The following is a 24,704-nucleotide window of genomic DNA, read 5'->3' on the forward strand; positions in this document are numbered from 1 at the left end:
GGATTGCCCGCAGTTAACCCTCGCTACGTGCCGTTTACCGACACGCACGGCTTTCTATATAACATTACAAACATTAGTTAATTTGTAACAATTTACAAAGAATTTGGTACCGTATTATTGATGTCTTTCCACCACATCAGCAAGGGCAAATTCGTGTACAGCTTGCGAATGTACTGCAAGGCATTGTATCTCAACGTTTATTTGTTCGTAAGGATGTAAAAGGGCGTATTGCAGCAACAGAAATTTTAGTGCAGGCGCCTGCTATTTCAAATTTAATTCGCAATGAAAAAATCCATCAAATTCCAAGTGTTATGCAAACGAGCAAAGCTTTAGGGATGCACACATTAGAGGCTTCAATGCAGCATTTAATTGCAACAGGGAAAATTTCATTGGCAGATGCACGCCCATATATGAACGATGGTGATTATAATTGACAATATTTCGCTATAGTGGTCGTACGAAAACAGGTGCACCAAAAAAGGGCATTATCGAAGCACCTAATAAAAATGTTGCAATGGAAAAGCTAAGAGCACAAGGAATTAATGCGCGAGAACTTCAAGAATCGAATAGCATTTTACATAAAGAGATTGCTATTGGAACAAAAGTAAAACACCAAGACTTTGTTATTTATTGCCGACAGTATGCAACATTAATTCGTGCAGGCGTTTCTGTTGTAGAAGCTACGCATATTTTAGGTGAGCAAACACGTAGTAAACCATTGAAACGAGCATTAATGCAGGTTGAAGAGGATATTCGCAATGGGATGGCATTTTCAGAGGCAGCAGGCAAGCATCCAAAGGTCTTTCCGCTGTTATTTGTCAATATGATGCGCGCAGGCGAGGCAACAGGTAGCGTGGATGATACATTAGATCGCCTAGCAAGCACACTTGAAAAGCAATACAATATTAAGAAAAAAATTCAATCTGCGATGACATATCCAGCGATATTATCACTATTAACAATCGTTGTTGGTATCTTTTTAATGGTTTTTATTGTGCCAACATTTATGGATGCCTTTGAAGAAATGAATTTAGATATGCCATTAATTACGGTTATTGTTGTTGGTATTAGCAATTGGCTTATTCAGTTTTGGCTTCTTGTAGTGCTAGCCTTCATTGTAATAGCTATCAGCCTTCACTTTTTCTATAAAAATAATAAAGAGTTTCATTATGCTGTCAATGTTTTTTTACTGCGAATGCCAATCTTTGGGCAGCTTTTACAAAAGGATGTTATCGCCAGGATGACAAGAACCTTGGCTACATTATTTAGTGGCTCTGTGCCAATTCTACAAGCCCTAACAATTGTTGAAAAGGTTGGGGGGAATCCAGTCATTGGCAAGGTCGTGCTAGAGGCGCGCGATAATTTAGAAAAGGGTGGTACATTATCAGAGCCACTTGAAAAAAGCTGGCTATTTCCACCACTTGTTACGCAAATGACATCTATTGGGGAGCGAACAGGCTCATTGGATTATATGCTTGAAAAAATAGCTGATTTTTATGAGGAAGAAGTAAATCGTGCTGTTGATACGATTAAATCACTTATCGAGCCTTTAATGATTGTTGTGCTTGCACTTGTTGTAGGTGTGATTGTCGCAGCGATTTTCTTACCGATGTTCCAATTATATGAAAATATGTAATATTATCAAAAGATTCGATCGTTACAGATGTCTACTTACGTTAGAGCATACACCTTAAGAAAAGAAATACAGAAAGTGGGTATCTAAATACTTTCCGTTTCACTGATTAAGGGGGAGCGCAATGCTTAAAAATCAAAAAGGTTTAACATTAGTAGAGCTACTAGCCGTTATTGTTATTCTTGCGGTGGTTGCAGCAATTGCAATCCCAGCAATAGGTAATACGATTGATAATTCGCGCTATAAGGCATTAAAGGCAGATGCTATCAATGTGATTCATGCTGCACAGTTTTATTTTATGGAGCATCCAACTGCTGGGCAATGGCAAATGGTTGAAGTAGAAGAATTAGTAGCAGAAGGCTATTTAGATAGTGCAGGTAAAATATTAGAGGCAGATGCAGAAGGTCAAAATGCCAATGTTCAATTTATGGATGGCGCATATTATTTCAATGCCCATGCCATTTATTATAGCAATGGCAAGTATATTAATTTTGATAATGCCACCCTCCAGCATATTGCTGATGATATTCGCAATGGCAGCAAAGGAAACGGCGGCAGATGTATCGGGCGAGATTGTGTAGGCTCGCCATAATGTTCAGAAGCTTGTGTGCACACACTTCATATAAAAAAATTTTAAGGAGGAATCTTTATGTGGAAAAAATGGAAAAACAAAAAGCTATTGAAAAATGAAAAGGGTTTAACATTAGTAGAGTTACTAGCTGTTATTGTGATTCTAGCAATTATCGCAGCAATCGCTGTCCCTGCCATTGGTAACATCATTAATAAATCCAAAGACCGTGCGATTTTAGCAGAAGCATCCAATATCCTTGCAGGTGCAAAAATTGCTTATATTGATGGAGTTTGTGCGGAAAATGGTACATGTAATGCAGCCGCATTACAACAATTTGTGGATGGCATTGACTTAACTGAACACGATGCTTCTGCTACTTATGCAGATAATGAGTGGTCCATTTCATATGAAAGATTTGGTGAACTTAGAACGGAGATACTTGGCGATATTACTCTTGGTACTAATAATACATTAACTGAACAGCAACTTAATACAGCATTAACAAATGCAGGCGGAGAACCTGAAACTCCTTAATCAGTCATCCCAACCCATTCAGAAACGTAAATTTTCTTACGTTTCTGGCTGGGAAATGGATGACTAATTGGAAATATCCTTTATACTGAATAGGAAGGGAGGTCTTTTCTCATGTTTAAGAGAAAGAAAAAATCGCATGTTTCGATTGAATTAAAGGATTATGTGCTGCGTGCGATTGTGGCGAAAGGACCAGAGCCTAGTCAGTGGCAAGCTTATGAATATCCTTTAGCAACTGGAATTGTGGAAAATGGCACAATTGTCGATGAAGTAGCTCTTTTTGAGATTATTAAGGAGCAGGTTGTGAAATGGACAGGCAAAAAACAGGCTGTTCGGCTATTTGTGCCTGATACAACCGTATTACTAAAAACGTTTGAACATCCAAAAGATGTGCAATCACAGGAATTGCGTGGCTATGCTGAAATGGAGCTAGGTCACTCGATTCATTTACCCTTTCAAGACCCATTAATTGATGTGTATGATGCGGATGCAGAGGATGGCAAGGCTGTATTATTTGCAGCGCCTTCAGAGGAAATTACCAAAATGGTAGGGATGCTCTTGGATGTTTCCTTAGAGCCTGAAGCTGCAGATATTCGCGCTTTATGTAATATCCGTTTACTGGACCATATGGCATTGCTAGCACCTGATAAAACGTATTTAATTGCTGAATGGTCCATTAATGAGCTATCAATCAGTATTTTTTCCAATGGTCAGGTTGAATTTCTACGTTATCAATCCATTGATACAGATATAGAAAAATGGCAGGGAAAAATGGTTGATGAATTTAATTATCAATTTATTTATAGTGGTGAAACAGAAGAATATCAAATGATTGTTATGGATCAAGTTTTAGAGATTGATCGAATTATGAATTTCTTTAAATTCTCCTTGCATAAAGGTGAAAAAACAGTGGATGAAATGATTATGCTTGGTGATAATCCATTGTTAAAGTCCATAGGAAATTTATTGGCATCTAATTTAGATACACCATTGCTAGTCATTACCGACACACAAATTGAGGAGCTTTTCCCACACTTTAAAAAAGAGTTTTCAACGTTGCTTGGCTTAGCTTTAAAGGAGGTTCATTAATGGTTCCAGATATTAACCTCTTACCGCAGCTTGAAAAAAGAAAAGCTTCTCCAAAGCTTCTCTATGGTTTGATTCTATTACTTATTGGCATTATTATTGCGTATTTTATCTTTTTATTTTTTAATGCTAAAAATGATGTAGCACGTTTAACTGCTGAAGAACAGGCACTCACAACACAGCTTGAGCAATTACGGGAAGAGCTGGATGCAAGACAAAGTGTTGATCAAGGCTCATTGGAGGAGTCTATAGCATTTATTCAAAGCGTTTCCTATCCAGTAACACCACTTATTGATGAAACAAAAATATTATTACCAGCGCAAGCTTATTTGCGTAGCTATGTTTTTGGAGCCAACACAGTCAATATTGAAGTGGATTTTGAAACAATGACAGATATATCAATCTATGTTGAGCGGCTTTTAATGAGCAACTTTTTTACAGATGCACAAATTAATACTGTATCTAACTTTGAGATAGAGCTTGGCGAGCAGAAGGAGCTAACACCTGAGCAAAAATTTAAAGAGGTTCCTCGCTATTCTGTGTCCATTACAGCGACAATTGACTTTATGTATTTAGCTGGAGGACGACGCTCATGAATAAATTAACAAGTAGTAAACATTCAACGATTATTCTGTTAGTTGCTTTAGTAGCTGCTATTTTATTTGCGTTTTACTATTATTTGTTATTACCGAAGTTAGAGGATGTGGCACTGAAGGAAAATAGTGTGACGCAAATACAACAAGAGATTTCTAGTATAAAAGAACAGCTTGCTCAATTGGACAAGGAGCAGGGGCAGCCTACGGTTAATATTTTAACATTAAGACAAAAGCTGCCTGCTACAAGAGCAGTTGAAAAAATTATCCTTGATTTAGCTGAAATTGAGGAAGTGACGGGCACACGTATTGACTCATTAACGGTTCATAATGAGGATGGAGCTGTTACAGAAGCAGATGTAACTGCCGATCTGAATATGCTGGAGCAAGCCGAAGCAGAAGTAAATGGGGAGCAGAGCGAGGAGCAAACAAATACACCAATTGCCTCTCTTTCGAAGGAATCGCTACCAGCTAATTTAAAGCTTATTACGTTTATTTTAGAGGTTGATGCACTTGATTCTACTTCTCTTGAAGGCTTCTTACGAGAGATTGAACAACTAGAGCGTGTCATGAAAATAGATATGATTGAGTTTGAATTACCAGGAGAGCAGGAGCAGCTAACACAAGAAGATATTACTTTACAGGCTACGGTTCAAGTGACGACGTTCTATTATGATGGGGAACAATAACGATTATAGACGCACCATACTTCAACTGTATGGGCGTCTATTTGTTTAGGGGGATCACAATTTGACATTGGTTTATACAATTATTTTCTTTGTTTTTGGGCTTGTCTTTGGTTCGTTTTATAATGTCGTTGGCTTACGAATACCAAAAAAGGAATCAATTATCCAGCCACCTTCACATTGCACCAATTGTCATAGGCAATTAACAGCACGTGATTTAGTGCCTGTTTTGTCATATGTATCTTTGGGTGGAAAATGTCGAAGCTGTGGCTATCGAATTTCTTGGCTTTACCCAATGATGGAGCTGCTCACAGGCGTATTCTTTGCCTTTGCTTATTGGCAGCTAGGCTGGGGGCTCGAATTGATTGTCGCATTATTATTTATTTCATTATTGATAATTATCGTTGTATCAGATTTTGCTTATATGCTAATTCCAGATAAGGTGCTGCTATTCTTTTTGCCTTTTCTTCTTATCGGGCGCATATTATCGCCCCTCACACCGTGGTGGGATTGCCTTGTAGGTGCTGTCGTTGGCTTTGGCATATTATATGGTATTGCCGTTGTGTCCAGAGGCGGTATGGGGGGAGGCGATATTAAATTATTCTTTTTAATTGGTCTTGCCCTTGGTACAATAAATGTACTGTTAACACTATTTTTAGCAGCCGTTATTGGTTTAGTTGTCGGGTTAGTAGTATTAGCAAAACGAAAACAAGGAAGAAAAACACCCATTCCATTTGGGCCATCGATTGCATTAGCAGCAATAATTGTTTATTTCTATGGTGACTCGTTTATACATTGGTATTTAGGGTTTTGGTAGTTGTTGAATCTTTCGTAAGTATGGAGGGGATTGGGTGAAGCCAATTATTGGTATTACAGCCTTTGTGGACGATAGTTTATCTTCACAGTTAAATGCTGCTTACAGTAAAAGTATTATTGAAGCAGGAGGTATCCCGCTAATTATTCCCATTGGCGTAGAGCAGGATGTAGCAGAAATATTAGCTCTTACAGATGGTTTATTGCTATCTGGAGGTCATGATATACATCCGTTCCTGTTTGGCGAAGATCCTTCACCAAACATAGGAAAAGTTCATCCCGCAAGAGATGCGGTAGAGGTAGCTTTAATTGAGGAAGCAATTACGCGGAAAATGCCTATTTTCGGTATTTGTCGTGGCTTACAAATATTAAATGTTGCGCTAGGTGGCACATTGTATCAAGATATTGATAGCGACTATGCTGGTACAAAGCTGTTACAGCATGCGCAACAATCAGATCGAATGGTGGCAACGCATTATGTGCAAATTGCGGCTAATAATTTATTAATGGATATAATAGGGCAGGAAAAAATCGCTGTTAATTCATTGCATCATCAGGCTGTAAAGATACTAGCCGATAACTGTCAAGCAGCGGCACTATCAAGTGATGGTATTGTTGAAGCGATGGTGTACAAGGAGCTACCATTTTGTTTAGCTGTGCAGTGGCATCCAGAGGAACTAGCTACTGTAGGAGATCAGCATGCGTTAAAGCTATTCTCAGCATTTATTGAGGCGAGTTTGAAATTTAAGAAACATATGTAGGGTTGTAGGCAAAAGCTATTGAGAAGTTCGCTCTCGCTGGCTTTTGCTTCTTTTATATGCAACCGCAAAGACATACTTAATGCTGGCTTCGATTTATAGTAGCGATACATCATATTGGCTGTAATTTCTTGAATGATTAGTTTGACGCATGGAGCGAATAGCGGTTACTCTCGCAGGAACATTCACCTATAAAAATAAAAAGAGGACATGCTCAGCAAAGAAATGCATAATCCTCAAAAAATTTATGTGTATTTTAAAATATTAATGAACACGGCGATAAAGACCTACAACTTGTCCTAAAATGGAAACTTGATCAACGATAATTGGTTCCATTGTTGAGTTTTCAGGCTGTAAACGGAAATGATTTTTTTCTTTGAAGAAACGCTTGACAGTTGCCTCATCCTCATCTGTCATGGCTACAACAATATCTCCATTATCAGCAGTTGACCTTTGCTTGACAATGACTAAGTCCCCATCTAAAATACCTGCTTCAATCATGGATTCACCCATAATCTCTAACATAAATAATTGATCCTCACTTGTGCCATAGGCATCTGGTAATGGGAAGTATTCTTCGATATTTTCAATCGCTGTAATAGGAGAACCAGCTGTAACTTTCCCGACAAGCGGCACATGAATAACATGTTGCTTTTGAACGGATTCCTCTGGCTCTAAAATTTCAATTGCGCGTGGCTTTGTAGGGTCACGGCGAATAAGACCCTTTTGCTCTAACCGAGCTAAATGACCATGAACCGTTGAGCTTGAAGCAAGTCCAACTGCTTCCCCAATTTCACGTACTGATGGTGGATAACCCTTAGTTCGTACTTCTTCTTTAATGAAAGCTAAAATATCCTCTTGTCTTTTTGAAACTTTTTTCATATTGCTCACCTCTTTTTTCTAATATTATTCTTCTTATTTGTTAGTATAACAGAATACGAACATGTATGCAAACATAGGTTCGAAAAAAGTGTTTGACAAAAACGTTTGTTCGTTTTATTATAAGAACATACATTCCGAACAAACATTCTAGAAAAGGGGTAATGACTATGATTTGGTTAAAGAAAAATACGCATATCTCAATTTTAGTAGGAACTTGTTTACTGTTTGCAGCATACCTTTACATTACTGATCCAGGAGATATACGTTACGCAGAAATTCAGGTTGAGCATGGAGATAGCTTATGGTCGTTAGCAGAACAATATCGTGGTAAAATGAGTACAGATGATTGGATTAAGCTTGTAAAAGTAGAAAATGAACTACTAGATATTAAAATTGTAGCTGGTAAATCATTAGTAATACCTGTACTGGATGATCAAGCCAATCGCATCAAAACAATTGAAATTGCGAGAAATGAACAATGAGAAATAATCAACTATCAGCCGTTGTCTATTGTCGTGTGAGCACTGAGAAAGAAACACAAAGCTCCTCTTTAGAGCGTCAGCAGGAAGAACTGCAATGCTATGCAAGGGAGCAGGGCTATGAGGTAAAGGGCGTTTTTCAGGATAAGCATAGTGGCTATGATGTGGAACGAGAAGGCTTGCTTGAAATGCTGGATTTTATTAAAGAAAAGAATATTAATGCTCTTTTTGTACAAGATGAAACACGCTTAGGTCGTGGCAATGCAAGAATGGCGGTGCTACATTTATTGCAAAAATCAGCAACAAATGTGTTTTCTATGCGGGATGCAGGACCTGTTCAGCTAAATGAAATGGATACGATGTTGCTTGAGATTTTAGCGATTGTCGAGGAGTACCAGCGCAGAATTCATAATGCTAAAATTCGTCGTGGTATGCGACGGGCTGTGGAAAATGGCTATCGTCCTGAAAATAACTTATCCAATCGTGGGAATCCATACGGGCAGGAGCGTAAGGAGCTACCAGTCGAAGAAATTATTAATTTGCGTAAGCGTGGATTTACCTTTGAGGAAATTTCAATCACATTGAAGGGATTGGGCTTTGAAGTAAGTAAAGCAACTGTTCATCGCCGATTCCAAGAATATCAAGAAGGATTAGCAGGCAACTCATAAGCCCGCTAATCCTTTTTAATATAAGCTTTCAATTATCACATTATCTGGTAGCTTAAATGGATTTTCTTTATTGATTCTGTCATAAAACATAATGCCGTTTAAATGATCCATTTCATGTTGGACAACAATAGCACCATATCCTTGTAACGACATAATGAATTCTTGCCCGTGTATATCATAGGCTTTTACTTTAATTCGCTCATAGCGCGGTACAAAACCATGAACAGGTCGATTGACAGAGAGGCAGCCTTCTCCTTCAGGTAAGTAAATCATATTTACTGAATGACTGATAATTTTAGGGTTGATAAACATCATTTCCTGCCTTTGTTCATGGTCATTAAACAGTACAGCAAACATTCGTTTATCCAGTCCGATTTGATTCGCAGATAGCCCACTCCCTGGCCGTAATTTGTACTTTTTCGCCAGCATGGGGTCTTGGCTATTTTGTAAATACTGCAGCATGGATAATAAAATATCTTGATCCTCTTTTGTAACAGGTATTGTCACCTCAGCCGTTTTTTTGCGTAATAAAGGCGAGTCCTCTTTCACAAAATCTTTCATTGTTATCATATATGCTGGATGAAATTTAGTCATAAATAAATACCTCGTCAATTCGACTATTTAATACTTTAGCGATTTTAAAGGCTAATTCAAGAGTAGGGTCATACTTATCGTTTTCTATACAGTTAATGGTTTGTCGAACAACACCACATTGCTGTGCAAGGTCTGCCTGTGTTAATCCTAATTTTGTTCTTAAGATTTTAATGATATTTTTCACCTATATCCCTCCGCTTTGTCCAAAGTATTAGACATTTAGTATATGAAATTTCTCAATAAATGTCCAACTAATTAGACATTTATCATTGATGCTATTCCTCCTCCTAACCTTGCTTAAATTTGTAGCTCCTTATATAGGGAACGATAATCAATCCCTTCAAGAATGATGAAAGGTTGGTATACCTGCATTTTACGAAAAAGCATGCTATACTTTGCATACTGAGGTTATTAAGATAGATACTGAAAGGTGTGTAATAATGTTATCAAAAGAAAAGCTTAATCGCATTAATGAACTTTCTGCTAAGGCGAAAAGCGGACAATTAACAGAGGCAGAGGCGAAGGAACAAACAGCACTTCGTAAGGAATATTTAGACACATTCCGAGCAACAATGCGCAATACGATTGAAAATGTAAAAGTAGTAGATGTAGAAGGCAATGATGTAACACCAGAGAAGGTTAAACAAGCGAAGAAAAATAAATTTCTAAATTAATGTGACACATTTGCTAAATGTGTGCTGGAAAATACAAATGATATAATAAAAGCATTGTTTTCTAAAGCAATGTTGACTAAACTGTAGAAGAATAAGATTTAGGATGAGAAAGGATGTCACAACATAATGACTCAACATGCGGATCAATTAGCAATTAATGCTATCCGAACTTTGTCAATCGATGCTATTGAAAAAGCAAATTCTGGTCACCCAGGTTTACCAATGGGGGCAGCGCCAATGGCTTATACGCTTTGGACAAAACAATTACGCCATAATCCAGCAAATCCAAAATGGTATAATCGTGATCGTTTTGTATTATCAGCTGGTCATGGTTCGATGCTTCTATACAGCTTACTGCACCTTGGAGGCTATGGTTTACCAATGGAAGAAATTCAAAACTTCCGTCAATGGGATTCATTAACACCAGGACATCCTGAATATGGTCATACAGTAGGCGTAGAGGCAACAACTGGCCCACTTGGACAAGGTATTGCGATGACGGTAGGTATGGCAATGGCAGAGCGTCATTTAGCAGCTACTTACAATAAACCGGGTCATGAAATTGTTGACCATTATACATTTGCCCTATGTGGCGATGGTGACTTAATGGAAGGTGTAGCAGCAGAGGCTATTTCTTTAGCAGGTCACTTAAAGCTTGAAAAATTAATCGTGCTTTACGATTCAAATGATATTTCTTTAGACGGTGATTTAGAAAAATCATTCTCAGAGAACGTGCAAAAACGCTTTGAATCTTATGGTTGGAACTACTTAAAAGTTGAGGATGGCACAGATGTTGCTGCCATTAATGCAGCGATTGAAGAAGCTAAAAAATCAACTGGTAAACCAACATTGATTGAAGTGAAAACAGTTATTGGCTTTGGTTCGCCAAATAAATCAGGTAAAGCAGACTCACATGGTGCGCCACTTGGTACAGATGAGGTTGCCTTAACAAAGGCTGCTTATGAATGGGCACACGAGCCATTCCAAATTCCTGCTGAAGTATACGATACGTTCGCAGCAGCAGCAGAAGTGCAAGGTGCACAGCCTGAGGAAGCTTGGAATGCAAAATTTGCGGCTTATCAACAAGAGTTCCCAGAATTAGCAGCTCAATTTGAAAAAGCAATGAATGGTGAATTACCTGAGAACTTTGCTGCAGCATTACCTGTATATGAGGCAGGTAAATCAGTGGCAACTCGTTCTTCTTCAGGCGATGCTATTAATGCAATCGCGAAGAATACACCATCATTCTTTGGTGGTTCTGCTGACCTTGCTGGCTCTAACAAAACAACGATGAAAGGTGCTGGCGATTTCTCTGCAGATGACTATGCAGGTCGCAATATTTGGTTCGGTGTACGTGAATTTGCAATGGGTGCAGCTTTAAACGGAATGGCTCTTCATGGAGGGCTACATGTCTTTGGTGGTACATTCTTTGTATTCTCTGACTATGTTCGTCCAGCGATTCGTTTATCCGCATTAATGGGCTTACCTGTTACCTATGTCTTTACGCATGACTCCATTGCAGTAGGGGAAGATGGTCCAACACATGAGCCAGTTGAGCATCTTGCATCATTACGTGCAATGCCAAATCTTTCTGTGATTCGTCCAGCAGACGCTAATGAATCAGCAGTAGCTTGGGAGCTTGCCGTAGCATCCGAAAAAACACCAACAGCTTTAGTATTATCTCGCCAAAATCTTCCTGTACTGGATGCCTCTATTGAAACAGTACGTGAAGGTGTTGCAAAAGGTGCTTATACCGTATCTCCTGCTACAAAAGAAGTAGCAGATGCGATTTTAATTGCAACAGGCTCTGAGGTTTCGCTTGCAGTTGAAGCACAAAAAGCATTAAAAGCAGACGGTATTGATGTAGCCGTTGTGTCAATGCCATCTATGGATCGCTTTGAAAAGCAAGATGCAGCCTATAAAGAAGCTGTATTGCCAAAAGCGGTAACAAAACGTCTTGCGATTGAAATGGGTGCATCATTCGGCTGGCATAAATATACAGGCTTTGAAGGTGATGTACTTGCAATTGATAAGTTCGGCGCATCAGCACCAGGTGAATTAGTAATCGAAAAATACGGATTTACAGTAGAAAATGTTGTAGCAAAAGTAAAAGCACTATAAGCTATATAAAAGTACCGCAACACTCAGCGAATTTAAACATCGACTGAGCGTTGCGGTATTTTTTCGTATTTTTCTTTAAAGCAATCTATAAAGCAAGACAGTAACTTACCAATATACCGATAAAAAGGGTAAATACCTTTGCACCACCAATCCCTAGCTTATCAGCAACATGTCAGAGAGCCAAAGAAGCTGTGCAGCAACAATAATGGTTAAGCTGCTGAAAAGGGTGCATAGCCAAATGGGCACTTTCTTTATCAAAACTATCACAAGTAGCATAATGGAGAACAGTAACAGTACGATAAAAACAGGGTCAAGTAATACAAAGTTATTATTTTTAATAAAGTGCTGATAAGTAAAGCGGCTATTCATTTATGGATACTAACGTATCAAACGATAAAAAGTTCTATTGGTAATTTGTAAGATAGTTTCCTTTTTCGAAAATCTCTTTTGCACTTAGGGCAGTCCATTCCTCTACCGTTGTATTTGGGTGTAAATCCAAATAAGACTGAAGCATTTTATAGCCTTCATTATAACCATAATTGTCAGGAAGACCATTTCTCCCTAAAGTAATTTCAAATGATCGCTCTAAGTCCTTCTTTTCAAGGTCCTCTACAATTTTGGACCAATAAACTTTATTATAGGTGAAATCCACTGCTGTACCATTTAGCTTAGGATAAACTAATTTTTCAAACATTACTGCTTTTCCTTCAAACACTATATTATCTAATACCGTTCCTTCAGTTTGAAGACGCTTTTCAGTCCAAACGCTATGATGATATTCATGAGCAATTGAAGTTTTGATAATTTCATCATTATAGTATGTATCGTATAGTACCGCTATTTTACCTGCTCCTATCGTTGCCATACTTGCGATTACATTTGTGGTAGGAAAAACACAGACAGTTGTTTCATTTTTTGTAGGAAGAAGCTCTGCAGATTTAAAAAGTGCTTCTTTTATACTTTTTTCTGTTGCTTCTCTGTCAATTTCTTCACTTAATAATTTATTTGCTGTTAATTGCTTAGGTGTGACATTTAGTACCATTTCAGCTAAGTTTATATATTCACCATTGCTAAAGCATGCATTATATACAGGAGTAATGACCTCCTCCTTATAAATAGCCGATTGTGAACGGCTTGGCTCGCTTTCAACTTGTTCTGTAAAGTTTTGATATAGTTCATAAGCATGGACTATTTTAAATTTTTGCTTTGTTTGAGGATGTTCAAATGATACTGTGATACTGTCAATATCCGGTTTAGATTCTTGAGGTGTGCAGGCACTAACTATCGAACATGTGATGATAAATAGTGCAAAGCCTTGTAAATATTTCATCAATTCAATCCACCCTTTACTTTGAAATTTTTGTATTTTAATTAATAGTACTATATTGTTTGGGGATTTTTAACAAAAAAGGTGAGTAGATAAAAAATATAGTGTTGTATTAATTGGGGTTACATACAGCTTTGGCTTACTGGCGGAATTGAAAAATGAAAAGCCTACATATTTGGTGGATCGTGTCAGTGAGCTGATAAACTTTTTTACTAGAAAATAAGCACTTCAACCTGAGAAAAGAAAAAAACTGCATATCGACATGCAGTTTTCCTATACCTGTTATTTAGCTAAGCCATTTTGAAATGCATAGACAACAGCTTGGGTGCGATCTTGTACCTCAAGCTTTGCTAAAATATTGCTAACATGTGTTTTCACTGTTTTTAAGGCAATATATAGCTCATCAGCAATTTCCTGATTTGCTTTACCTTGTGCCATTAACAATAATACTTCCATTTCGCGCTCTGTAAGCTGCTCATAAAGGGGGACGCTATTGCCATGGCGCATACGATGCATCATTTTAGAGGTAACCTCTGGCTCCAATACCGTTTCACCGCCCATTGTTTTACGAATGGCATCGGCGATTTGTTTTGCGTTCGATGTTTTTAAAATATAGCTTACCGCGCCAGCCTCTAAGGCAGGATAGACTTTATCATCATCTAAAAAACTAGTCACAATCATAATTTTTGCCTCAGGCCATGCCGCTAAAATTTCAGCCGTTGCCTCAGCACCTGTCATAATGGGCATTACATTGTCCATTAAAATAATATCTGGCTTAAGGGCAAGGGCACGCTCAACGGCTTCCTTACCATTTTCAGCCTCACCGACAACCGTAATATCTGGCTGGGCTGATAAATAGGCTGACACGCCAATTCGTACCATTTCATGGTCATCCGCTATAAGCACTTGAATCGTCATGCTCTTCCTCCTTATGTAGTGGAATTTTAACCTCCACAATTGTCCCTTCTCCCGGCACTGATACAATTTTATACGTACAGCCAATTTCAACTGCTCGCTCTGCAATATTTTGCAAGCCGTAGGAGGTTGATTTATCTGCCTCCACATCAAAGCCTGAACCATTATCTTGAATACGTAAAATGGCTAAATCATCACGGGCAATAAGCAACAATTCTACTTCACTAGCCTTTGCATGGCGCAATGTATTAGAAAGAGCCTCCTGTGCGATACGGAATAAATGGTCTTCCTCTGCCTTTGTTAAAGCCATTTCCTCTAGCTCATATTCAATATGGAAGTAAACCTTTTGCTGAAGCTCAATAATTAGCTCCTCTAAGCCTTGTGCCAATGTTTTATTGTGCAGGGCAACAGGTCGTAAATGTAGCAATAAGGCACGCATTTCTAACTGTGCCTGCTGTACAATCTTTTCCACCTGTTTCAGGCTCGTTGCGTTTTCTTCGTTTTCAGTTAAAGCAGAAAGCAGCATGGAGGCTGCGAATAATTGCTGTGATACAGAGTCATGTAGCTCTCTAGCTAGACGCTGGCGCTCCGCAATAATGCGCTCCTGAATAATTTTATCATTCGCCTCTGCTCGTTCATTGGATAGGCGCTGTAAGCTTTTACGCTGCGTATCAATTAATGTACTTGTTTGTTCAATAGCTTTTTTGAATGACTTTGGAAGGCCTTGCTTTTTAGGCAGTACAAAGTCAGGCTCGATTAACTGCTTGATTACCCGTGTTGCCTGTGCCTCTCGTGCACGAGCTGTCATACTTATCCAGCTTGCAATGAGTAAGCTAAGCACAAAAAGACTAAGCACAATAATACCACCAAAAGGAATATTATCATACTGCTGCTGCCATAAAGGCTCCCATGTTTTTTCATCTGGATTTCCCCAAATAGCAACAAGCAGACCAAAAGTAGCGCTCATTAAAATAAAGAATAAGGTAAATAATCTCGAGATAAAGGCAATCATTTACGTAGCACCTCCAAATCTCCAAGCCATGTTGCTACATGAATAACGAGTATCCGCTTCGCATCCTCAGGGTTTCCATCAGAAAAGCTAATGCTTTCATTTACTATACGTTGAGGTCCTACATGCAAGCAAGTAAGCTCACCAAATAGTGTTGTATAGTGCAAACGGAACGGTATTTCATAAGGAAGATAAATTTGCACTTTGCCGATTCCTTGACGAATAGTAATAAAGCTAGTGCCAGTCGGTAAGATTGTTTGCGTTGTATCAATGGTAATATCACCCGCAAGACGCTGAACTTGCACATCTTGCCATTTGTATGCTTCAGTCGGCGCTGACATTGTGCCAATTAAATCACTTTTCGTTGTAGGGAGGGGCTCAAAAAGCTCTGCACCAACTACTTTAGGCTCATTTTCTCGTTGTAAATATTGATAAAGCATATATAAAGGTATCGAAATAATAAATAAACGTAAGCTCCACATCGTGAACAAAGCAATGGCAATGAAGAAAATTCCTGTCCATTTAAAAAAGCGAATTTTTTTGGAAAAGCTTAAATAAAGCAGTACAGCTCCAATTAATAAACAAAATGCACCACCATTATTAAAAACGGTTAGCTCCACAAAGATGAGTAAAAAGAAGCATAGCACCCAAAATGTAAGCTTATTAGTTGTGAAATTTTGCAAGAGGGTCACCCTTCCTTCTACATAATTGTATAGAGAGGGAATGGGTCCCTCTAGTGTGAAACGTGAAAGAATGCGCCGTTTGAAAGTAGGCGCATTGCTTCCATTATACCATGTTATTTATTTTCAATTAGCAACGGTGAATTTTCTTCTGCTGCTTTTTTTTCTAATTCTGCCAGTCTTGCCTCAAAAGTTGTTACTTCATGATCTTTATCGATTTGGTAAGCCAATTTATCAATGTAAGATTCTAAATCCTCAAAGTTTGTTTGATTGTTTTTAGCAATCATACCGTCCATTTGATGGTGGGCGCGTGTAACATTTTCCTTACCCATCAGCTGTAATTGACGTACTTTCATATCTTTAATTTTATGCTTCATTGTTTCAAATTTGCGCTCTAGCTCAAAGTATTCACGTGTACTTGACTCAATGCTTGCTTGCAATGTATGGTTACGAGCTGTATAAGCTGTTACTTCATCTGTTGCGAAATCAATTAAATCTTGCTCACCACTAGTTTGAGCTAAAGCCAGCTGTGCTTCACGTTTTGCCAGTATATCTGCATTTTGCTTATATTCTTGCTCAAGCTTTTCTTTTAATTGCCCTTGTCGCTCTAATAATTTTCCTGTTTGCTCTGTTTGCTTTTCTGCTTCACGAATATACTGATTTAGCATCGCAATTGGATTTTTTTGTTCCTTTTTATCAAATAAGTGGTGTAAGTCTGCCTCTACTGTATATCTAAAACGTTGAAATAAATTCATATTCATTCTCTCCTTTTATTTTGTTAAGTTTGACCATTCTTTTTCAAAGTTTGTAAATGGGTCTTCTTCTTTTTTACCTTCAAGTGTAGGAATGTTTACATCTTCGCCATTCCATTTTTTATAGACAACATAAACAATAGCGATAGCTGCAAGACCAATCATTGCTGGGATGTTTGAGATTGCTGATAGCACACCAATTAGACCAACTGTAAACCAGAAGATTTTACCGAATGTTGACTTGCTTGCAATATAGAAGTGCATCCCAAGTGCAACAAATAATCCAGAGAATAGTAACCCTGCCAGCGGTCCGATTAAGGCAAGTGCAACACATGCTGCGATGATGCCTCCTGTTAATAATAGAAATTTTTTCATATGTTTTAGCTCCTTTCGTTTGTACCTTTATGTTACCGATTTATGAGATTATCTAAAACGGACTCGAAATTGATTTTGCACTAGGTCTTGAGGCTGAGAGCTTTCTAAGCGGCTAGGAAAGAGGAGATTTTTAACTGAAACTAGAAGCTTTTCGACAAAAATAGAAGATAGCTTCCTCCTCCATTTGACAAATTAACAGCATTGGATGAGCTATACTAATGGAAAAGAAACTGAGCGAAGGAGGATTTCTGGTGAGAACCTATTCTATATATAAGATAAAAGAAGAGCATTTAACATTTATTTTTGGCAGAGAGCGCAAGTTGTTGGAAATGATGCAAGGCTGTGAAGACGCCAATGAGAAATCCTTGAAGGAGCTTGCATATATATGTGAATCCATGCATTTCGATGATATTGCAAGAATGCTAGAGCAGCAACTTGATTCCAAATATGCACATTTAGAGAAGACCCGTAATGCTTTGTTTTTAGAACATCCGATAAAAGGAAAAATGGCGATTTATTTAGTTGATCGAAAGATTTGCGTATATTGTGAAGGATCACGAATGCTAGATTTGGATTTATTTCAGATGCTTGCGAAAATGAGTGAACGCTTTATTGCTTTTAATAAGCAGGAAAATGAGTGTGGGTGGTTAAAGCCAATGAAGTATACAATGCATTAGGAAAATTCACTACAATATATAGTAACACGCTATTATTTCATGTATAATGGTGCGTGGAGAGTTTTTTCTCGGTATATTGTAGTGGAGGAGGTTGGTTGTATGCCTACATGGGGCTGGATTATTATCGTAATTATCGCATTAGCAGCGGGCGCGGCACTTGGTTTCTATTTCGCTCGTCAGGCTATGATGAAATATTTAAAAGAAAACCCACCTATTAATGAGCAAATGATTCGTATGATGATGGCGCAAATGGGTCGTACGCCGTCTGAAAAGCAAGTACGTCAAATGATGGCACAAATGAATAAATTCCAAAAATAGTTGGAATGACACAGTAGCTGTTTAGAAAGAGTTCTTTTCTAAGCAGTTTTTTTATGTGGAAATAGAAGTGGTGGATAGAGCCATGAGAGTGACGGATAGAACTGTGAAAGTGACGGATAGCATTCTCAAATTGACGGATAGAGCGTTCAATAATGGGACATCCTTTCGCTTTTTTATTTAAAACTCGTTATAATAATTGAGAGTATGTGAAAAGGGGTTGTCCACTATGACAAAAGAAAAAACAAATGTAGAAAGCTTTGATTTGGATCACACAAAGGTAAAGGCTCCGTATGTGCGTTTAGCGGGTGTGAAAACAGGAAAAAATGGCGATGAAGTGTATAAATATGATATTCGCTTTAAACAGCCGAACAAAGAGCATATGGAAATGCCTGCATTACATTCCTTAGAGCATTTATCAGCGGATATTATTCGTAATTATTCCGATCATATTGTGGATTTTAGTCCAATGGGCTGTCAAACAGGCTTCTATGTATCATTGATCAATCATAATGATTATGAGGATTTATTAACTATTTTAGAGAAAACCTTTACAGATGTAACAAAGGCAACCGCAGTACCTGCCTGCAATGAAGTGCAATGTGGCTGGGCAGCTAGTCATAGTTTAGAGGGTGCACAAGCATTAGCACAAGAGTTTTTAGCAAAGCGCGATGAATGGCATATTGTTTTTGCAGAATAAAAAATAGAAGAAACCTTGCCGAGCTTCAGCAAGGTTTTTTATTTGCCTTAAAAATGAAATGGGATCACATTGGATGAGGAGGAAGCATCTTGGTTAATTTTTGGGTAAATAAAACTTTCTAAAAAATCATGAATTAAATCTTCGTATTCATCCATATTTTCATTAAAGGATTGGGCATGCGCACCTGTATCAAATAGCTTTAATTTTTTAGGGCCTGTTTTTTTATTGTATAAATCCAGTGACATTGATGCTGGTATAAATGCATCTGGAATACTATGGATAAAAAGCACAGGCTTTTGGATGCGCGTTACGGCTTCAGTGGGTGTAATACTTCTGAGGGAGTAACCATCACGTATACGTACAAAAAAATCGGCAAAGCGAACGGGGATAATGGAGCCATACTTAAATTCAGTTTTGGCAATCTGCTTCAACAGCATTGAGAAGTCAGAAAATGCACAGTCAGAAATATAAAAATCAGCACCATCTTCTACTGTTCCAGCATAAAGTAGCATTGTTGCAGCGCCCATTGATTCACCATGAATACCTAGAATAGCGTCCTCGCCAATCATCGCCTTCACGGTTTTGATAACGGCATCGAGGTCGTATTTTTCATAGTGACCATAGCTTGTTGTTTTGCCGCCCGATTCGCCATGACGACGATGGTCAAAAATAACGGAATTATAGCCAAGCCGCTCAAATAAGCGAGCATATTTCACAGAGTTAATTTTATTTTCGGTAACACCGTGACAAATAATGATGGTGTTATTGGTTTGTAAAGGCTGAAACATAATACCTCGAATCGTATAGCCATTGGGTGAATCAATATTGAGCTCGCATTTCAAATTCTTATTGTACCAAGCTTCATCAAAGCGCTTGGCAGTCGTTTCCCGTTCACGAACAAAGTCAGGGTCTTTTTGCTGAATGTACATTAATTTATTAGAAAGCGCAAAGCCGAACAGCCCTGTTGCTGCTGCAGCTAGCGTTGTTGTAATACCTGAGAATAAAAGCATCTTCTTTTTTTTCATACTAAAACACCTCCACATGCTGTTCCTTATTTGTAATGTTCCCAACTGAAATTGTTTAAAACACGACAACATTTTACAATAACTTTAGCAAAACTGCGATTATTTCTATTATCGAAAAACAGCAAAACATTTGTTAAACTATACATATCTGCTAATAGCATATGCATGCAGTGTTGATTTTGAACGGGGAAAAGGGGAGAATAGACATGACAAATGAGGTAGTAATTGTAAGTGCTGTGCGGACAGCAATTGGCTCATTTCAGGGCACATTAAAGGATGTACCAGCAACAGCTTTAGGAAGCATTGTCATTAAAGAGGCATTAGCACGTGCAGGTGTAGCAGGCGAGCAGGTTGATGAAGTGATTATGGGGAATGTTTTATCGGCTGGGCTTGGACAAAATCCAGCGCGTCAGGCAGCCATTAAAGCTGGCTTACCACAGGAGGTATCGGCTTTAACAATTAATAAAGTATGTGGCTCTGGTTTAAAAGCCGTTCATTTAGCAGCACAAGCTATTATGGCAGGAGATGCTGATATTATTGTAGCAGGTGGCTTTGAAAATATGAGTCAAGCACCGTATGTCTTAAAAAATGCGCGAGAAGGCTTCCGTATGGGCGATCAAAAGGTCGTGGATACAATGATTCATGATGGTTTATGGTGCGCTTTTAACGATTATCATATGGGCATTACAGCAGAAAATTTATGTGATGCTTATCAAATTTCACGCGAGGAGCAAGATGCTTTTGCAGCGCGTTCACAGCAACGTGCAGAGGCGGCAATTGCTGCTGGGAAATTTGAGGATGAAATTGTTCCTGTAGCAATTCCACAGCGCAAGGGAGAGCCCATTTTATTTAATAAGGATGAATTTCCACGTGCAGGTGTTACGGCAGAGTCATTAGCAAAGCTACGACCAGCCTTTAAAAAGGAAGGCTCAGTAACAGCAGCGAATGCTTCAGGCATTAATGATGGCGCTGCGGCGGTTGTCGTTATGTCGAAGGACAAGGCACAGGAGTTAGGTCTTCAACCAATGGCACTAATTGCAGCAAATGCAAGTGCAGGCGTTGATCCTGCGATTATGGGAACAGGTCCTGTGAAAGCCGTGCAAAAAGCATTAACAAAAGCAGCGGTAGCATTAGAGGATATTGAGTTAATTGAAGCAAATGAAGCGTTTGCAGCACAATCGATTGCTGTAGATCGTGAATTAGGCTTTAATCATGATAAACTAAATGTAAATGGGGGTGCAATCGCTCTTGGACATCCAATTGGTGCAAGTGGTGCTCGAATTTTAGTGACACTCTTGCATGAGATGCAAAAGCGTGATGCCAAAACGGGCTTAGCCACATTATGTATAGGTGGTGGACAAGGCGTTGCAACAGTTGTGAAGCGCCCTTAATGTCAATAAGAAGGTGAATGCAATGGGAAAGAAACGAAAACAACAGCAACGTACAGATAATAGCATAACAGCTAGCTTGCCAGAGCAAAAGGCAGTGACATTAGCCGATCAGCTAGGAGGCGATGTGCTTGCTAAATTAAAGGCAACGAAGCAGGATTTAACAGCAAAAGAGCGTGCAGCAGAGGAAGAACGCCAAGCACAACTGGCGTTTGAACGCAAGCAACGTGAAAAAAATAAATCCTTTGAAGAACTGCTCAACGAATATGGCGACAAAGGGTCGAAGTATTAAGCATGCTGACAAATCAACAGCAAGTTGCACAGTTTTTAAAGCATGCTATAGTTGAAGACATTTATGAACAATTTAATGTGCTTGTTTGGATTGATTGGCGAGAAGCTGAAGAAGATGTAATTGCTTACTTTAATGAACAGTTGCCTATAACAGACCAAATAGCTTGTAAAATAGCTGAGATCGATAAGCCTAGAGGTGTGGATATTGTGCTAACCTCTCAAGAAAAAATGATGACGATTCCCTTTGCCGATGACCGAACAGATCGAGATAGCGCTATTCGAGCGATGCAGGATATGCTCTCTCCTCGCTATCAAATTCGTTGGTTTATGGAATCATTAGGCGATGATACATTGGCTTTTGTATTGCTGCCAGCTAGACAATGGAAAGAACTAGAGCAGCAATTTGGCAAGCGTAAAGTAGATTATTATTTTCAGCCAGTAACAAATAGCAGTGTGATGTTTGAACTGGATATAGATGAAGTAATGGCATATATACAGCAGAGAGATACAGAACGACCAAATATTTAAAAAAGTACGAGAAATCCATTTATTAATAAGTGATTTCTCGTACTTTTCATTTATAGCTTATTGCTTTGAGAAGTCTTCCGTATTTTCTTGAATGCTACAATGACGCCAACAAATAGAATAGCTCCAGCCGTATCAACGAGTACATCATGGGCGCTCATGGTGCGACCTGGTGTAAAGCTTTGGCGAAATTCGTCCAAGATAGCGATAATGGCAGTTCCAGCAATGGCAACACCTGCTGCAAAGCTTCGTTTGCCCCATGCAAAATAGATAGCAAGAGCGATACACCCAAAGCCAATAAAGTGCGTTAATTTTCGAATTAAAAATTCGATAAATGGAAAATAGCCACGTTCTTCAATTGAAACAACCGTATCCCAATAAGGAATTTTTAATAGAGCTAGCTGTTTTTCAAAAGGCTTATCAGCTAATAGCTCCTCTAGCTCTGGTAGGATACTTTGCTGCTCATAGGTCATGCTGGAGCAAACTACTAATATGCTTAGAAAAGCAATGAAGATAAGCCATTTTTTCATCGATGTTCTTGGTATTGCTCCTGTTTGGTCTGTGTAGTAGCTGTTGTAAAGTCGACAATTGAAGCTATTTTTTCATAGGCGGCGAGCGTTTGTGCCAGCTGTTGCTGTGAGCTTGCTCCAATTACCGTTGAGGCAACTGCTGATTCTTTTAAATTAAAGGCAATTGCTAACGCATGTAAATCATCATAGTGCGAAGCGAGCTTTGTTAGTGTTGTTGTTAGCTCCTCTGTTGTATAGGTGTTAAAGCCATTGCTACGCTGAAGACGTTGCTGCCAGCTATTTGTTAATAAACCTTTTGCAACTGTACCACGTGTGACAACAGATGCACCCTCACTTGCAATAAATTCAAACCATTCCTCAGGGCGACGATCTAATACGCTATATTGCATCATGACACTTTTAGCATGACTTGCTGGTAAAAAGCGTTTTAGTACATTTGGTCTGATAGAGGAAATACCATATTCACGAATAAGTCCATCCTTTTTCAATCCTTCAAATGTATCAATAATACCATCCCAGTCATCCTCAATTGTGCCTCCATGGAGTTGATAGACATCAATATAATCCGTACCTAAACGTTGTAGGCTAGCATGTACAGCTTCTTTTATATAGGACGGTGATGCATCCCAATGCCAACCCTCAACACCTTCTGTCCAGCGATTTCCTACCTTAGTGGCAAGAATCACCTGTTGGCGACGGTTGCCTAAAATTTCTCCAATAATCTTCTCGTTTGTGCCAAAATCATATAAATCGGCTGTATCAATATAGTTGATGCCAGCATCGAGCGCCATATCAACAATACTAGCTGCCTGCTTTTTATCTGCTGATAAAGACATGCCTCCTAAACTAATCTCTGAAATAAATAAGTCACTTGTACCGAGCTGTCTTTTTTTCATAAAAGCGTCCTCCTTCGTTTCCTCTATTTGTAATGGTACAATGAACATATCTGAAGAACAAGCGAGGTTATCGTTAATGAAAAAGTTTGAGGAAAAAACGATTCAAACAACACCCATCTATGATGGTAGAATTATAAAATTACAGATTGATGATGTTACATTACCGAATGGGCAAACTGCCAAACGGGAAATTATTAAGCATCCAGGCGCTGTAGCAGTGATTGCTGTTACGGAGGAAGGGAAATTAGTGCTAGTAGAGCAATATCGGAAGGCACTTGAACGCTCCATTATTGAAATTCCAGCCGGGAAGCTTGAGCCTGGTGAGGAGCCAGTCGTAACAGCACGTCGTGAGCTAGAGGAAGAAACAGGGTATGGGGCGCAAAGCTTAACGTTTTTACAAGCATTTGCCACATCTCCAGGCTTTGCAGATGAGATTATCTATTTATTTGTTGCAAAAGGATTATATAAAATTGACCAGAAAGCAGATTTAGATGAGGATGAATTTGTCGAACTATTAGAAGTTTCGTTGGAAGAGGCACAACAAATGGTAGTAGATCAGCGTATATATGATGCTAAAACTGCATTTGCAGTTGTTTGGCTTGCTGCAAATTTACAAAGTAATCTTTAGCATAATAGAAACGGACGAGCATAAGCTGTACAAACCTTGATAGAAAAGGAGCATGTTTATGTCGCGTACGGTGTCTATATTTTATCACGCTTCCATCATTGCGGTAAGTTTTGTTTGTGGCGTTATTTTCTTTCATATTATTGGTGGGCCGAAAGCGGAGCCATTTATTTTATTTATAGAGCCTCGTTTAGCAGATGGGGACAGGCAATCTATTTTTCGTCTTGTGCTACCTGTTGCTATTTCTATAGGTCTTATACTATTGCTAGCAACACATAGCGTTTTAAAGGTTTTGGTGCGCGTGACCGTTGCAATGCGTGCAACCTTTTTTGGCTTTAGTTCAGTTTTTTTATTACAAAAACTTGAAGCTTTTTGGCTTTATACGATTTGGTGGTTTCCATTTCAGCTTATCTATTGTATATTGTTGCTAGTCCTATGCAATTTGCTTGTACCTGCTTGGTCAAAGCGAAAAATCGGGAAACAGGTATCTGGTCAGACAATTTTGTTGAATTTTATCGCATTTTTCATCATAATAGTTGCTGAGTTTATAATTGTATCTTTTGTGTTAAAATGATGAGTTTACTA

The 24,704-nt window shown here is 38.6% G+C and carries 32 protein-coding genes and 1 pseudogene; 21 read left to right on the plus strand and 12 right to left on the minus strand.

All coding sequences use genetic code 11. The features are described 5' to 3' along the window. Positions 1-110: 110 nt before the first annotated feature. The 9 genes and pseudogenes from ACIQVU_RS04690 to ACIQVU_RS04730 all read left to right on the plus strand — a co-directional run. Positions 111-434 (plus strand): annotated as a pseudogene (locus ACIQVU_RS04690) (type IV pili twitching motility protein PilT); the annotation flags it as partial. Then, complete coding sequence (locus tag ACIQVU_RS04695; RefSeq protein ID WP_402894107.1) at positions 431-1,636, plus strand: type II secretion system F family protein; 1,206 nt, start codon at positions 431-433, stop codon at positions 1,634-1,636. The pseudogene ACIQVU_RS04690 and the gene ACIQVU_RS04695, both read left to right, overlap by 4 nt. Before the next feature lie 121 nt (positions 1,637-1,757). Then, entirely contained in the window at positions 1,758-2,225 is a 468-nt protein-coding gene (locus tag ACIQVU_RS04700) for a prepilin-type N-terminal cleavage/methylation domain-containing protein (RefSeq protein WP_340804908.1), read from the plus strand. A gap of 57 nt (positions 2,226-2,282) precedes the next feature. After that, entirely contained in the window at positions 2,283-2,738 is a 456-nt protein-coding gene (locus ACIQVU_RS04705; RefSeq protein ID WP_402894111.1) for a prepilin-type N-terminal cleavage/methylation domain-containing protein, read from the plus strand. A 111-nt stretch (positions 2,739-2,849) separates the two neighbouring features. After that, on the plus strand, positions 2,850-3,824 hold the full coding sequence (gene pilM, locus ACIQVU_RS04710; RefSeq protein ID WP_340804911.1) for a type IV pilus biogenesis protein PilM: 975 nt from the start codon (positions 2,850-2,852) through the stop codon (positions 3,822-3,824). Beyond that, positions 3,824-4,417, plus strand: a complete 594-nt coding sequence (locus ACIQVU_RS04715) for a hypothetical protein (RefSeq protein WP_340804913.1) — start codon at positions 3,824-3,826, stop codon at positions 4,415-4,417. Before pilM ends, ACIQVU_RS04715 begins: the two co-directional genes overlap by 1 nt. Beyond that, positions 4,414-5,103: a hypothetical protein gene (locus tag ACIQVU_RS04720; protein ID WP_402894115.1), complete on the plus strand. Its 690-nt coding sequence runs from the start codon at positions 4,414-4,416 to the stop codon at positions 5,101-5,103. The genes ACIQVU_RS04715 and ACIQVU_RS04720 overlap by 4 nt, the downstream gene beginning before the upstream one ends. A 61-nt stretch (positions 5,104-5,164) precedes the next feature. Then, the gene (locus ACIQVU_RS04725) at positions 5,165-5,917 is read left to right on the plus strand and encodes a prepilin peptidase (RefSeq protein WP_340804916.1); all 753 of its coding nucleotides are present in this window, start codon (positions 5,165-5,167) and stop codon (positions 5,915-5,917) included. Between the two features lie 34 nt (positions 5,918-5,951). After that, on the plus strand, positions 5,952-6,674 hold the full coding sequence (locus tag ACIQVU_RS04730; protein ID WP_340804918.1) for a gamma-glutamyl-gamma-aminobutyrate hydrolase family protein: 723 nt from the start codon (positions 5,952-5,954) through the stop codon (positions 6,672-6,674). Positions 6,675-6,935: 261 nt separating this feature from the next. Here the strand turns inward: ACIQVU_RS04730 and lexA are convergent, their stop codons facing one another. Next, positions 6,936-7,553, minus strand: a complete 618-nt coding sequence (gene lexA / locus ACIQVU_RS04735; RefSeq protein ID WP_340804920.1) for a transcriptional repressor LexA — start codon at positions 7,551-7,553, stop codon at positions 6,936-6,938. Positions 7,554-7,720: 167 nt separating this feature from the next. On the opposite strand from lexA, the gene yneA reads away from it, so the two are divergent. Together yneA and ACIQVU_RS04745 are read left to right on the plus strand one after the other, a co-directional pair. Next, a complete protein-coding gene (gene yneA / locus ACIQVU_RS04740; RefSeq protein WP_340804923.1) occupies positions 7,721-8,035 on the plus strand; it encodes a cell division suppressor protein YneA in 315 nt (104 codons plus the stop codon). After that, a complete protein-coding gene (locus ACIQVU_RS04745) occupies positions 8,032-8,700 on the plus strand; it encodes a YneB family resolvase-like protein (protein ID WP_340804926.1) in 669 nt (222 codons plus the stop codon). Before yneA ends, ACIQVU_RS04745 begins: the two co-directional genes overlap by 4 nt. A gap of 15 nt (positions 8,701-8,715) precedes the next feature. On the opposite strand, the gene def is transcribed toward ACIQVU_RS04745, so the two are convergent. Together def and ACIQVU_RS04755 are read right to left on the minus strand one after the other, a co-directional pair. After that, positions 8,716-9,294, minus strand: coding sequence for a peptide deformylase (gene def, locus ACIQVU_RS04750; RefSeq protein ID WP_402894121.1), 579 nt, complete (start codon positions 9,292-9,294; stop codon positions 8,716-8,718). Next, on the minus strand, positions 9,287-9,478 hold the full coding sequence (locus ACIQVU_RS04755) for a helix-turn-helix transcriptional regulator (protein ID WP_340804930.1): 192 nt from the start codon (positions 9,476-9,478) through the stop codon (positions 9,287-9,289). Before ACIQVU_RS04755 ends, def begins: the two co-directional genes overlap by 8 nt. Before the next feature lie 256 nt (positions 9,479-9,734). Here ACIQVU_RS04755 and ACIQVU_RS04760 point away from each other — a divergent pair, with 256 nt between their 5' ends. Together ACIQVU_RS04760 and tkt are read left to right on the plus strand one after the other, a co-directional pair. Next, a complete protein-coding gene (locus ACIQVU_RS04760; protein ID WP_340804932.1) occupies positions 9,735-9,968 on the plus strand; it encodes a DUF896 domain-containing protein in 234 nt (77 codons plus the stop codon). Between the two features lie 126 nt (positions 9,969-10,094). Next, positions 10,095-12,089, plus strand: a complete 1,995-nt coding sequence (gene tkt / locus ACIQVU_RS04765; RefSeq protein ID WP_340804934.1) for a transketolase — start codon at positions 10,095-10,097, stop codon at positions 12,087-12,089. Between the two features lie 403 nt (positions 12,090-12,492). Here the strand turns inward: tkt and ACIQVU_RS04770 are convergent, their stop codons facing one another. From ACIQVU_RS04770 to ACIQVU_RS04795, 6 genes are all read right to left on the minus strand, one after another. Continuing rightward, on the minus strand, positions 12,493-13,419 hold the full coding sequence (locus ACIQVU_RS04770) for a DUF2268 domain-containing putative Zn-dependent protease (protein WP_340804935.1): 927 nt from the start codon (positions 13,417-13,419) through the stop codon (positions 12,493-12,495). A 279-nt stretch (positions 13,420-13,698) separates the two neighbouring features. After that, complete coding sequence (locus tag ACIQVU_RS04775) at positions 13,699-14,334, minus strand: response regulator (RefSeq protein WP_340804937.1); 636 nt, start codon at positions 14,332-14,334, stop codon at positions 13,699-13,701. Continuing rightward, positions 14,306-15,343: a sensor histidine kinase gene (locus ACIQVU_RS04780; RefSeq protein WP_340804939.1), complete on the minus strand. Its 1,038-nt coding sequence runs from the start codon at positions 15,341-15,343 to the stop codon at positions 14,306-14,308. The genes ACIQVU_RS04775 and ACIQVU_RS04780 overlap by 29 nt, the downstream gene beginning before the upstream one ends. Continuing rightward, complete coding sequence (liaF, locus tag ACIQVU_RS04785) at positions 15,340-16,023, minus strand: cell wall-active antibiotics response protein LiaF (protein ID WP_340804941.1); 684 nt, start codon at positions 16,021-16,023, stop codon at positions 15,340-15,342. Before liaF ends, ACIQVU_RS04780 begins: the two co-directional genes overlap by 4 nt. Before the next feature lie 113 nt (positions 16,024-16,136). After that, positions 16,137-16,775 carry a PspA/IM30 family protein gene (locus tag ACIQVU_RS04790; protein WP_340804943.1) on the minus strand — a complete coding sequence of 213 codons (639 nt, stop codon included), beginning with the start codon at positions 16,773-16,775 and terminating at the stop codon, positions 16,137-16,139. A gap of 15 nt (positions 16,776-16,790) precedes the next feature. Further along, positions 16,791-17,147, minus strand: a complete 357-nt coding sequence (locus tag ACIQVU_RS04795; protein WP_340804945.1) for a lmo0954 family membrane protein — start codon at positions 17,145-17,147, stop codon at positions 16,791-16,793. Between the two features lie 218 nt (positions 17,148-17,365). On the opposite strand from ACIQVU_RS04795, the gene sirA reads away from it, so the two are divergent. From sirA to ACIQVU_RS04810, 3 genes are all read left to right on the plus strand, one after another. After that, complete coding sequence (gene sirA, locus ACIQVU_RS04800) at positions 17,366-17,824, plus strand: sporulation inhibitor of replication protein SirA (RefSeq protein WP_402894127.1); 459 nt, start codon at positions 17,366-17,368, stop codon at positions 17,822-17,824. Positions 17,825-17,923: 99 nt separating this feature from the next. Continuing rightward, positions 17,924-18,142 (plus strand): YneF family protein, encoded by a 219-nt coding sequence (locus ACIQVU_RS04805; protein ID WP_004232154.1) that lies wholly within the window; start codon positions 17,924-17,926, stop codon positions 18,140-18,142. A 226-nt stretch (positions 18,143-18,368) separates the two neighbouring features. Further along, the gene (locus ACIQVU_RS04810) at positions 18,369-18,839 is read left to right on the plus strand and encodes an S-ribosylhomocysteine lyase (RefSeq protein WP_402894130.1); all 471 of its coding nucleotides are present in this window, start codon (positions 18,369-18,371) and stop codon (positions 18,837-18,839) included. A 47-nt stretch (positions 18,840-18,886) separates the two neighbouring features. Here the strand turns inward: ACIQVU_RS04810 and ACIQVU_RS04815 are convergent, their stop codons facing one another. Then, positions 18,887-19,864 (minus strand): alpha/beta hydrolase, encoded by a 978-nt coding sequence (locus tag ACIQVU_RS04815; RefSeq protein WP_340804966.1) that lies wholly within the window; start codon positions 19,862-19,864, stop codon positions 18,887-18,889. A gap of 206 nt (positions 19,865-20,070) precedes the next feature. On the opposite strand from ACIQVU_RS04815, the gene ACIQVU_RS04820 reads away from it, so the two are divergent. From ACIQVU_RS04820 to ACIQVU_RS04830, 3 genes are read left to right on the plus strand one after another with little or no spacing between them, the layout of a single operon-like run. Continuing rightward, positions 20,071-21,255, plus strand: coding sequence for an acetyl-CoA C-acetyltransferase (locus ACIQVU_RS04820; RefSeq protein WP_402894135.1), 1,185 nt, complete (start codon positions 20,071-20,073; stop codon positions 21,253-21,255). A 22-nt stretch (positions 21,256-21,277) separates the two neighbouring features. After that, a complete protein-coding gene (locus ACIQVU_RS04825) occupies positions 21,278-21,544 on the plus strand; it encodes a YqkE family protein (protein WP_340804968.1) in 267 nt (88 codons plus the stop codon). A gap of 2 nt (positions 21,545-21,546) precedes the next feature. After that, positions 21,547-22,071, plus strand: coding sequence for a hypothetical protein (locus tag ACIQVU_RS04830; protein ID WP_340804969.1), 525 nt, complete (start codon positions 21,547-21,549; stop codon positions 22,069-22,071). Positions 22,072-22,121: 50 nt separating this feature from the next. On the opposite strand, the gene ACIQVU_RS04835 is transcribed toward ACIQVU_RS04830, so the two are convergent. Together ACIQVU_RS04835 and ACIQVU_RS04840 are read right to left on the minus strand one after the other, a co-directional pair. Then, complete coding sequence (locus ACIQVU_RS04835; protein ID WP_340804971.1) at positions 22,122-22,598, minus strand: VanZ family protein; 477 nt, start codon at positions 22,596-22,598, stop codon at positions 22,122-22,124. Further along, on the minus strand, positions 22,595-23,494 hold the full coding sequence (locus ACIQVU_RS04840; RefSeq protein ID WP_340804972.1) for an aldo/keto reductase: 900 nt from the start codon (positions 23,492-23,494) through the stop codon (positions 22,595-22,597). The genes ACIQVU_RS04835 and ACIQVU_RS04840 overlap by 4 nt, the downstream gene beginning before the upstream one ends. 76 nt (positions 23,495-23,570) lie before the next feature. On the opposite strand from ACIQVU_RS04840, the gene ACIQVU_RS04845 reads away from it, so the two are divergent. Next, positions 23,571-24,122 carry an NUDIX domain-containing protein gene (locus ACIQVU_RS04845; protein WP_340804974.1) on the plus strand — a complete coding sequence of 184 codons (552 nt, stop codon included), beginning with the start codon at positions 23,571-23,573 and terminating at the stop codon, positions 24,120-24,122. Between the two features lie 58 nt (positions 24,123-24,180). Then, the gene (locus tag ACIQVU_RS04850; RefSeq protein ID WP_340804977.1) at positions 24,181-24,693 is read left to right on the plus strand and encodes a hypothetical protein; all 513 of its coding nucleotides are present in this window, start codon (positions 24,181-24,183) and stop codon (positions 24,691-24,693) included. The last annotated feature ends 11 nt before the right edge of the window (positions 24,694-24,704 follow it).

The organism is Lysinibacillus sp. NPDC098008, assembly GCF_044760715.1.
Classification (GTDB): domain Bacteria; phylum Bacillota; class Bacilli; order Bacillales_A; family Planococcaceae; genus Lysinibacillus.

What these genes read in the sequence shown, in the direction of transcription:
- ACIQVU_RS04815 (WP_340804966.1), bottom strand. Translation starts at nt 19,864, where the DNA reads ATGAAAAAAAAGAAGATGCTTTTATTCTCAGGTATTACAACAACGCTA.
- ACIQVU_RS04720 (WP_402894115.1), top strand. Translation starts at nt 4,414, where the DNA reads ATGAATAAATTAACAAGTAGTAAACATTCAACGATTATTCTGTTAGTT.
- ACIQVU_RS04825 (WP_340804968.1), top strand. Translation starts at nt 21,278, where the DNA reads ATGGGAAAGAAACGAAAACAACAGCAACGTACAGATAATAGCATAACA.
- def (WP_402894121.1), bottom strand. Translation starts at nt 9,294, where the DNA reads ATGACTAAATTTCATCCAGCATATATGATAACAATGAAAGATTTTGTG.
- pilM (WP_340804911.1), top strand. Translation starts at nt 2,850, where the DNA reads ATGTTTAAGAGAAAGAAAAAATCGCATGTTTCGATTGAATTAAAGGAT.
- ACIQVU_RS04770 (WP_340804935.1), bottom strand. Translation starts at nt 13,419, where the DNA reads ATGAAATATTTACAAGGCTTTGCACTATTTATCATCACATGTTCGATA.
- ACIQVU_RS04745 (WP_340804926.1), top strand. Translation starts at nt 8,032, where the DNA reads ATGAGAAATAATCAACTATCAGCCGTTGTCTATTGTCGTGTGAGCACT.
- ACIQVU_RS04850 (WP_340804977.1), top strand. Translation starts at nt 24,181, where the DNA reads ATGTCGCGTACGGTGTCTATATTTTATCACGCTTCCATCATTGCGGTA.
- ACIQVU_RS04700 (WP_340804908.1), top strand. Translation starts at nt 1,758, where the DNA reads ATGCTTAAAAATCAAAAAGGTTTAACATTAGTAGAGCTACTAGCCGTT.
- yneA (WP_340804923.1), top strand. Translation starts at nt 7,721, where the DNA reads ATGATTTGGTTAAAGAAAAATACGCATATCTCAATTTTAGTAGGAACT.
- ACIQVU_RS04715 (WP_340804913.1), top strand. Translation starts at nt 3,824, where the DNA reads ATGGTTCCAGATATTAACCTCTTACCGCAGCTTGAAAAAAGAAAAGCT.
- ACIQVU_RS04705 (WP_402894111.1), top strand. Translation starts at nt 2,283, where the DNA reads ATGTGGAAAAAATGGAAAAACAAAAAGCTATTGAAAAATGAAAAGGGT.
- sirA (WP_402894127.1), top strand. Translation starts at nt 17,366, where the DNA reads ATGGAAAAGAAACTGAGCGAAGGAGGATTTCTGGTGAGAACCTATTCT.
- ACIQVU_RS04780 (WP_340804939.1), bottom strand. Translation starts at nt 15,343, where the DNA reads ATGATTGCCTTTATCTCGAGATTATTTACCTTATTCTTTATTTTAATG.
- ACIQVU_RS04810 (WP_402894130.1), top strand. Translation starts at nt 18,369, where the DNA reads ATGACAAAAGAAAAAACAAATGTAGAAAGCTTTGATTTGGATCACACA.
- ACIQVU_RS04820 (WP_402894135.1), top strand. Translation starts at nt 20,071, where the DNA reads ATGACAAATGAGGTAGTAATTGTAAGTGCTGTGCGGACAGCAATTGGC.
- lexA (WP_340804920.1), bottom strand. Translation starts at nt 7,553, where the DNA reads ATGAAAAAAGTTTCAAAAAGACAAGAGGATATTTTAGCTTTCATTAAA.
- ACIQVU_RS04830 (WP_340804969.1), top strand. Translation starts at nt 21,547, where the DNA reads ATGCTGACAAATCAACAGCAAGTTGCACAGTTTTTAAAGCATGCTATA.
- ACIQVU_RS04795 (WP_340804945.1), bottom strand. Translation starts at nt 17,147, where the DNA reads ATGAAAAAATTTCTATTATTAACAGGAGGCATCATCGCAGCATGTGTT.
- ACIQVU_RS04805 (WP_004232154.1), top strand. Translation starts at nt 17,924, where the DNA reads ATGCCTACATGGGGCTGGATTATTATCGTAATTATCGCATTAGCAGCG.
- ACIQVU_RS04835 (WP_340804971.1), bottom strand. Translation starts at nt 22,598, where the DNA reads ATGAAAAAATGGCTTATCTTCATTGCTTTTCTAAGCATATTAGTAGTT.
- tkt (WP_340804934.1), top strand. Translation starts at nt 10,095, where the DNA reads ATGACTCAACATGCGGATCAATTAGCAATTAATGCTATCCGAACTTTG.
- ACIQVU_RS04760 (WP_340804932.1), top strand. Translation starts at nt 9,735, where the DNA reads ATGTTATCAAAAGAAAAGCTTAATCGCATTAATGAACTTTCTGCTAAG.
- ACIQVU_RS04840 (WP_340804972.1), bottom strand. Translation starts at nt 23,494, where the DNA reads ATGAAAAAAAGACAGCTCGGTACAAGTGACTTATTTATTTCAGAGATT.
- ACIQVU_RS04775 (WP_340804937.1), bottom strand. Translation starts at nt 14,334, where the DNA reads ATGACGATTCAAGTGCTTATAGCGGATGACCATGAAATGGTACGAATT.
- ACIQVU_RS04790 (WP_340804943.1), bottom strand. Translation starts at nt 16,775, where the DNA reads ATGAATTTATTTCAACGTTTTAGATATACAGTAGAGGCAGACTTACAC.
- ACIQVU_RS04845 (WP_340804974.1), top strand. Translation starts at nt 23,571, where the DNA reads ATGAAAAAGTTTGAGGAAAAAACGATTCAAACAACACCCATCTATGAT.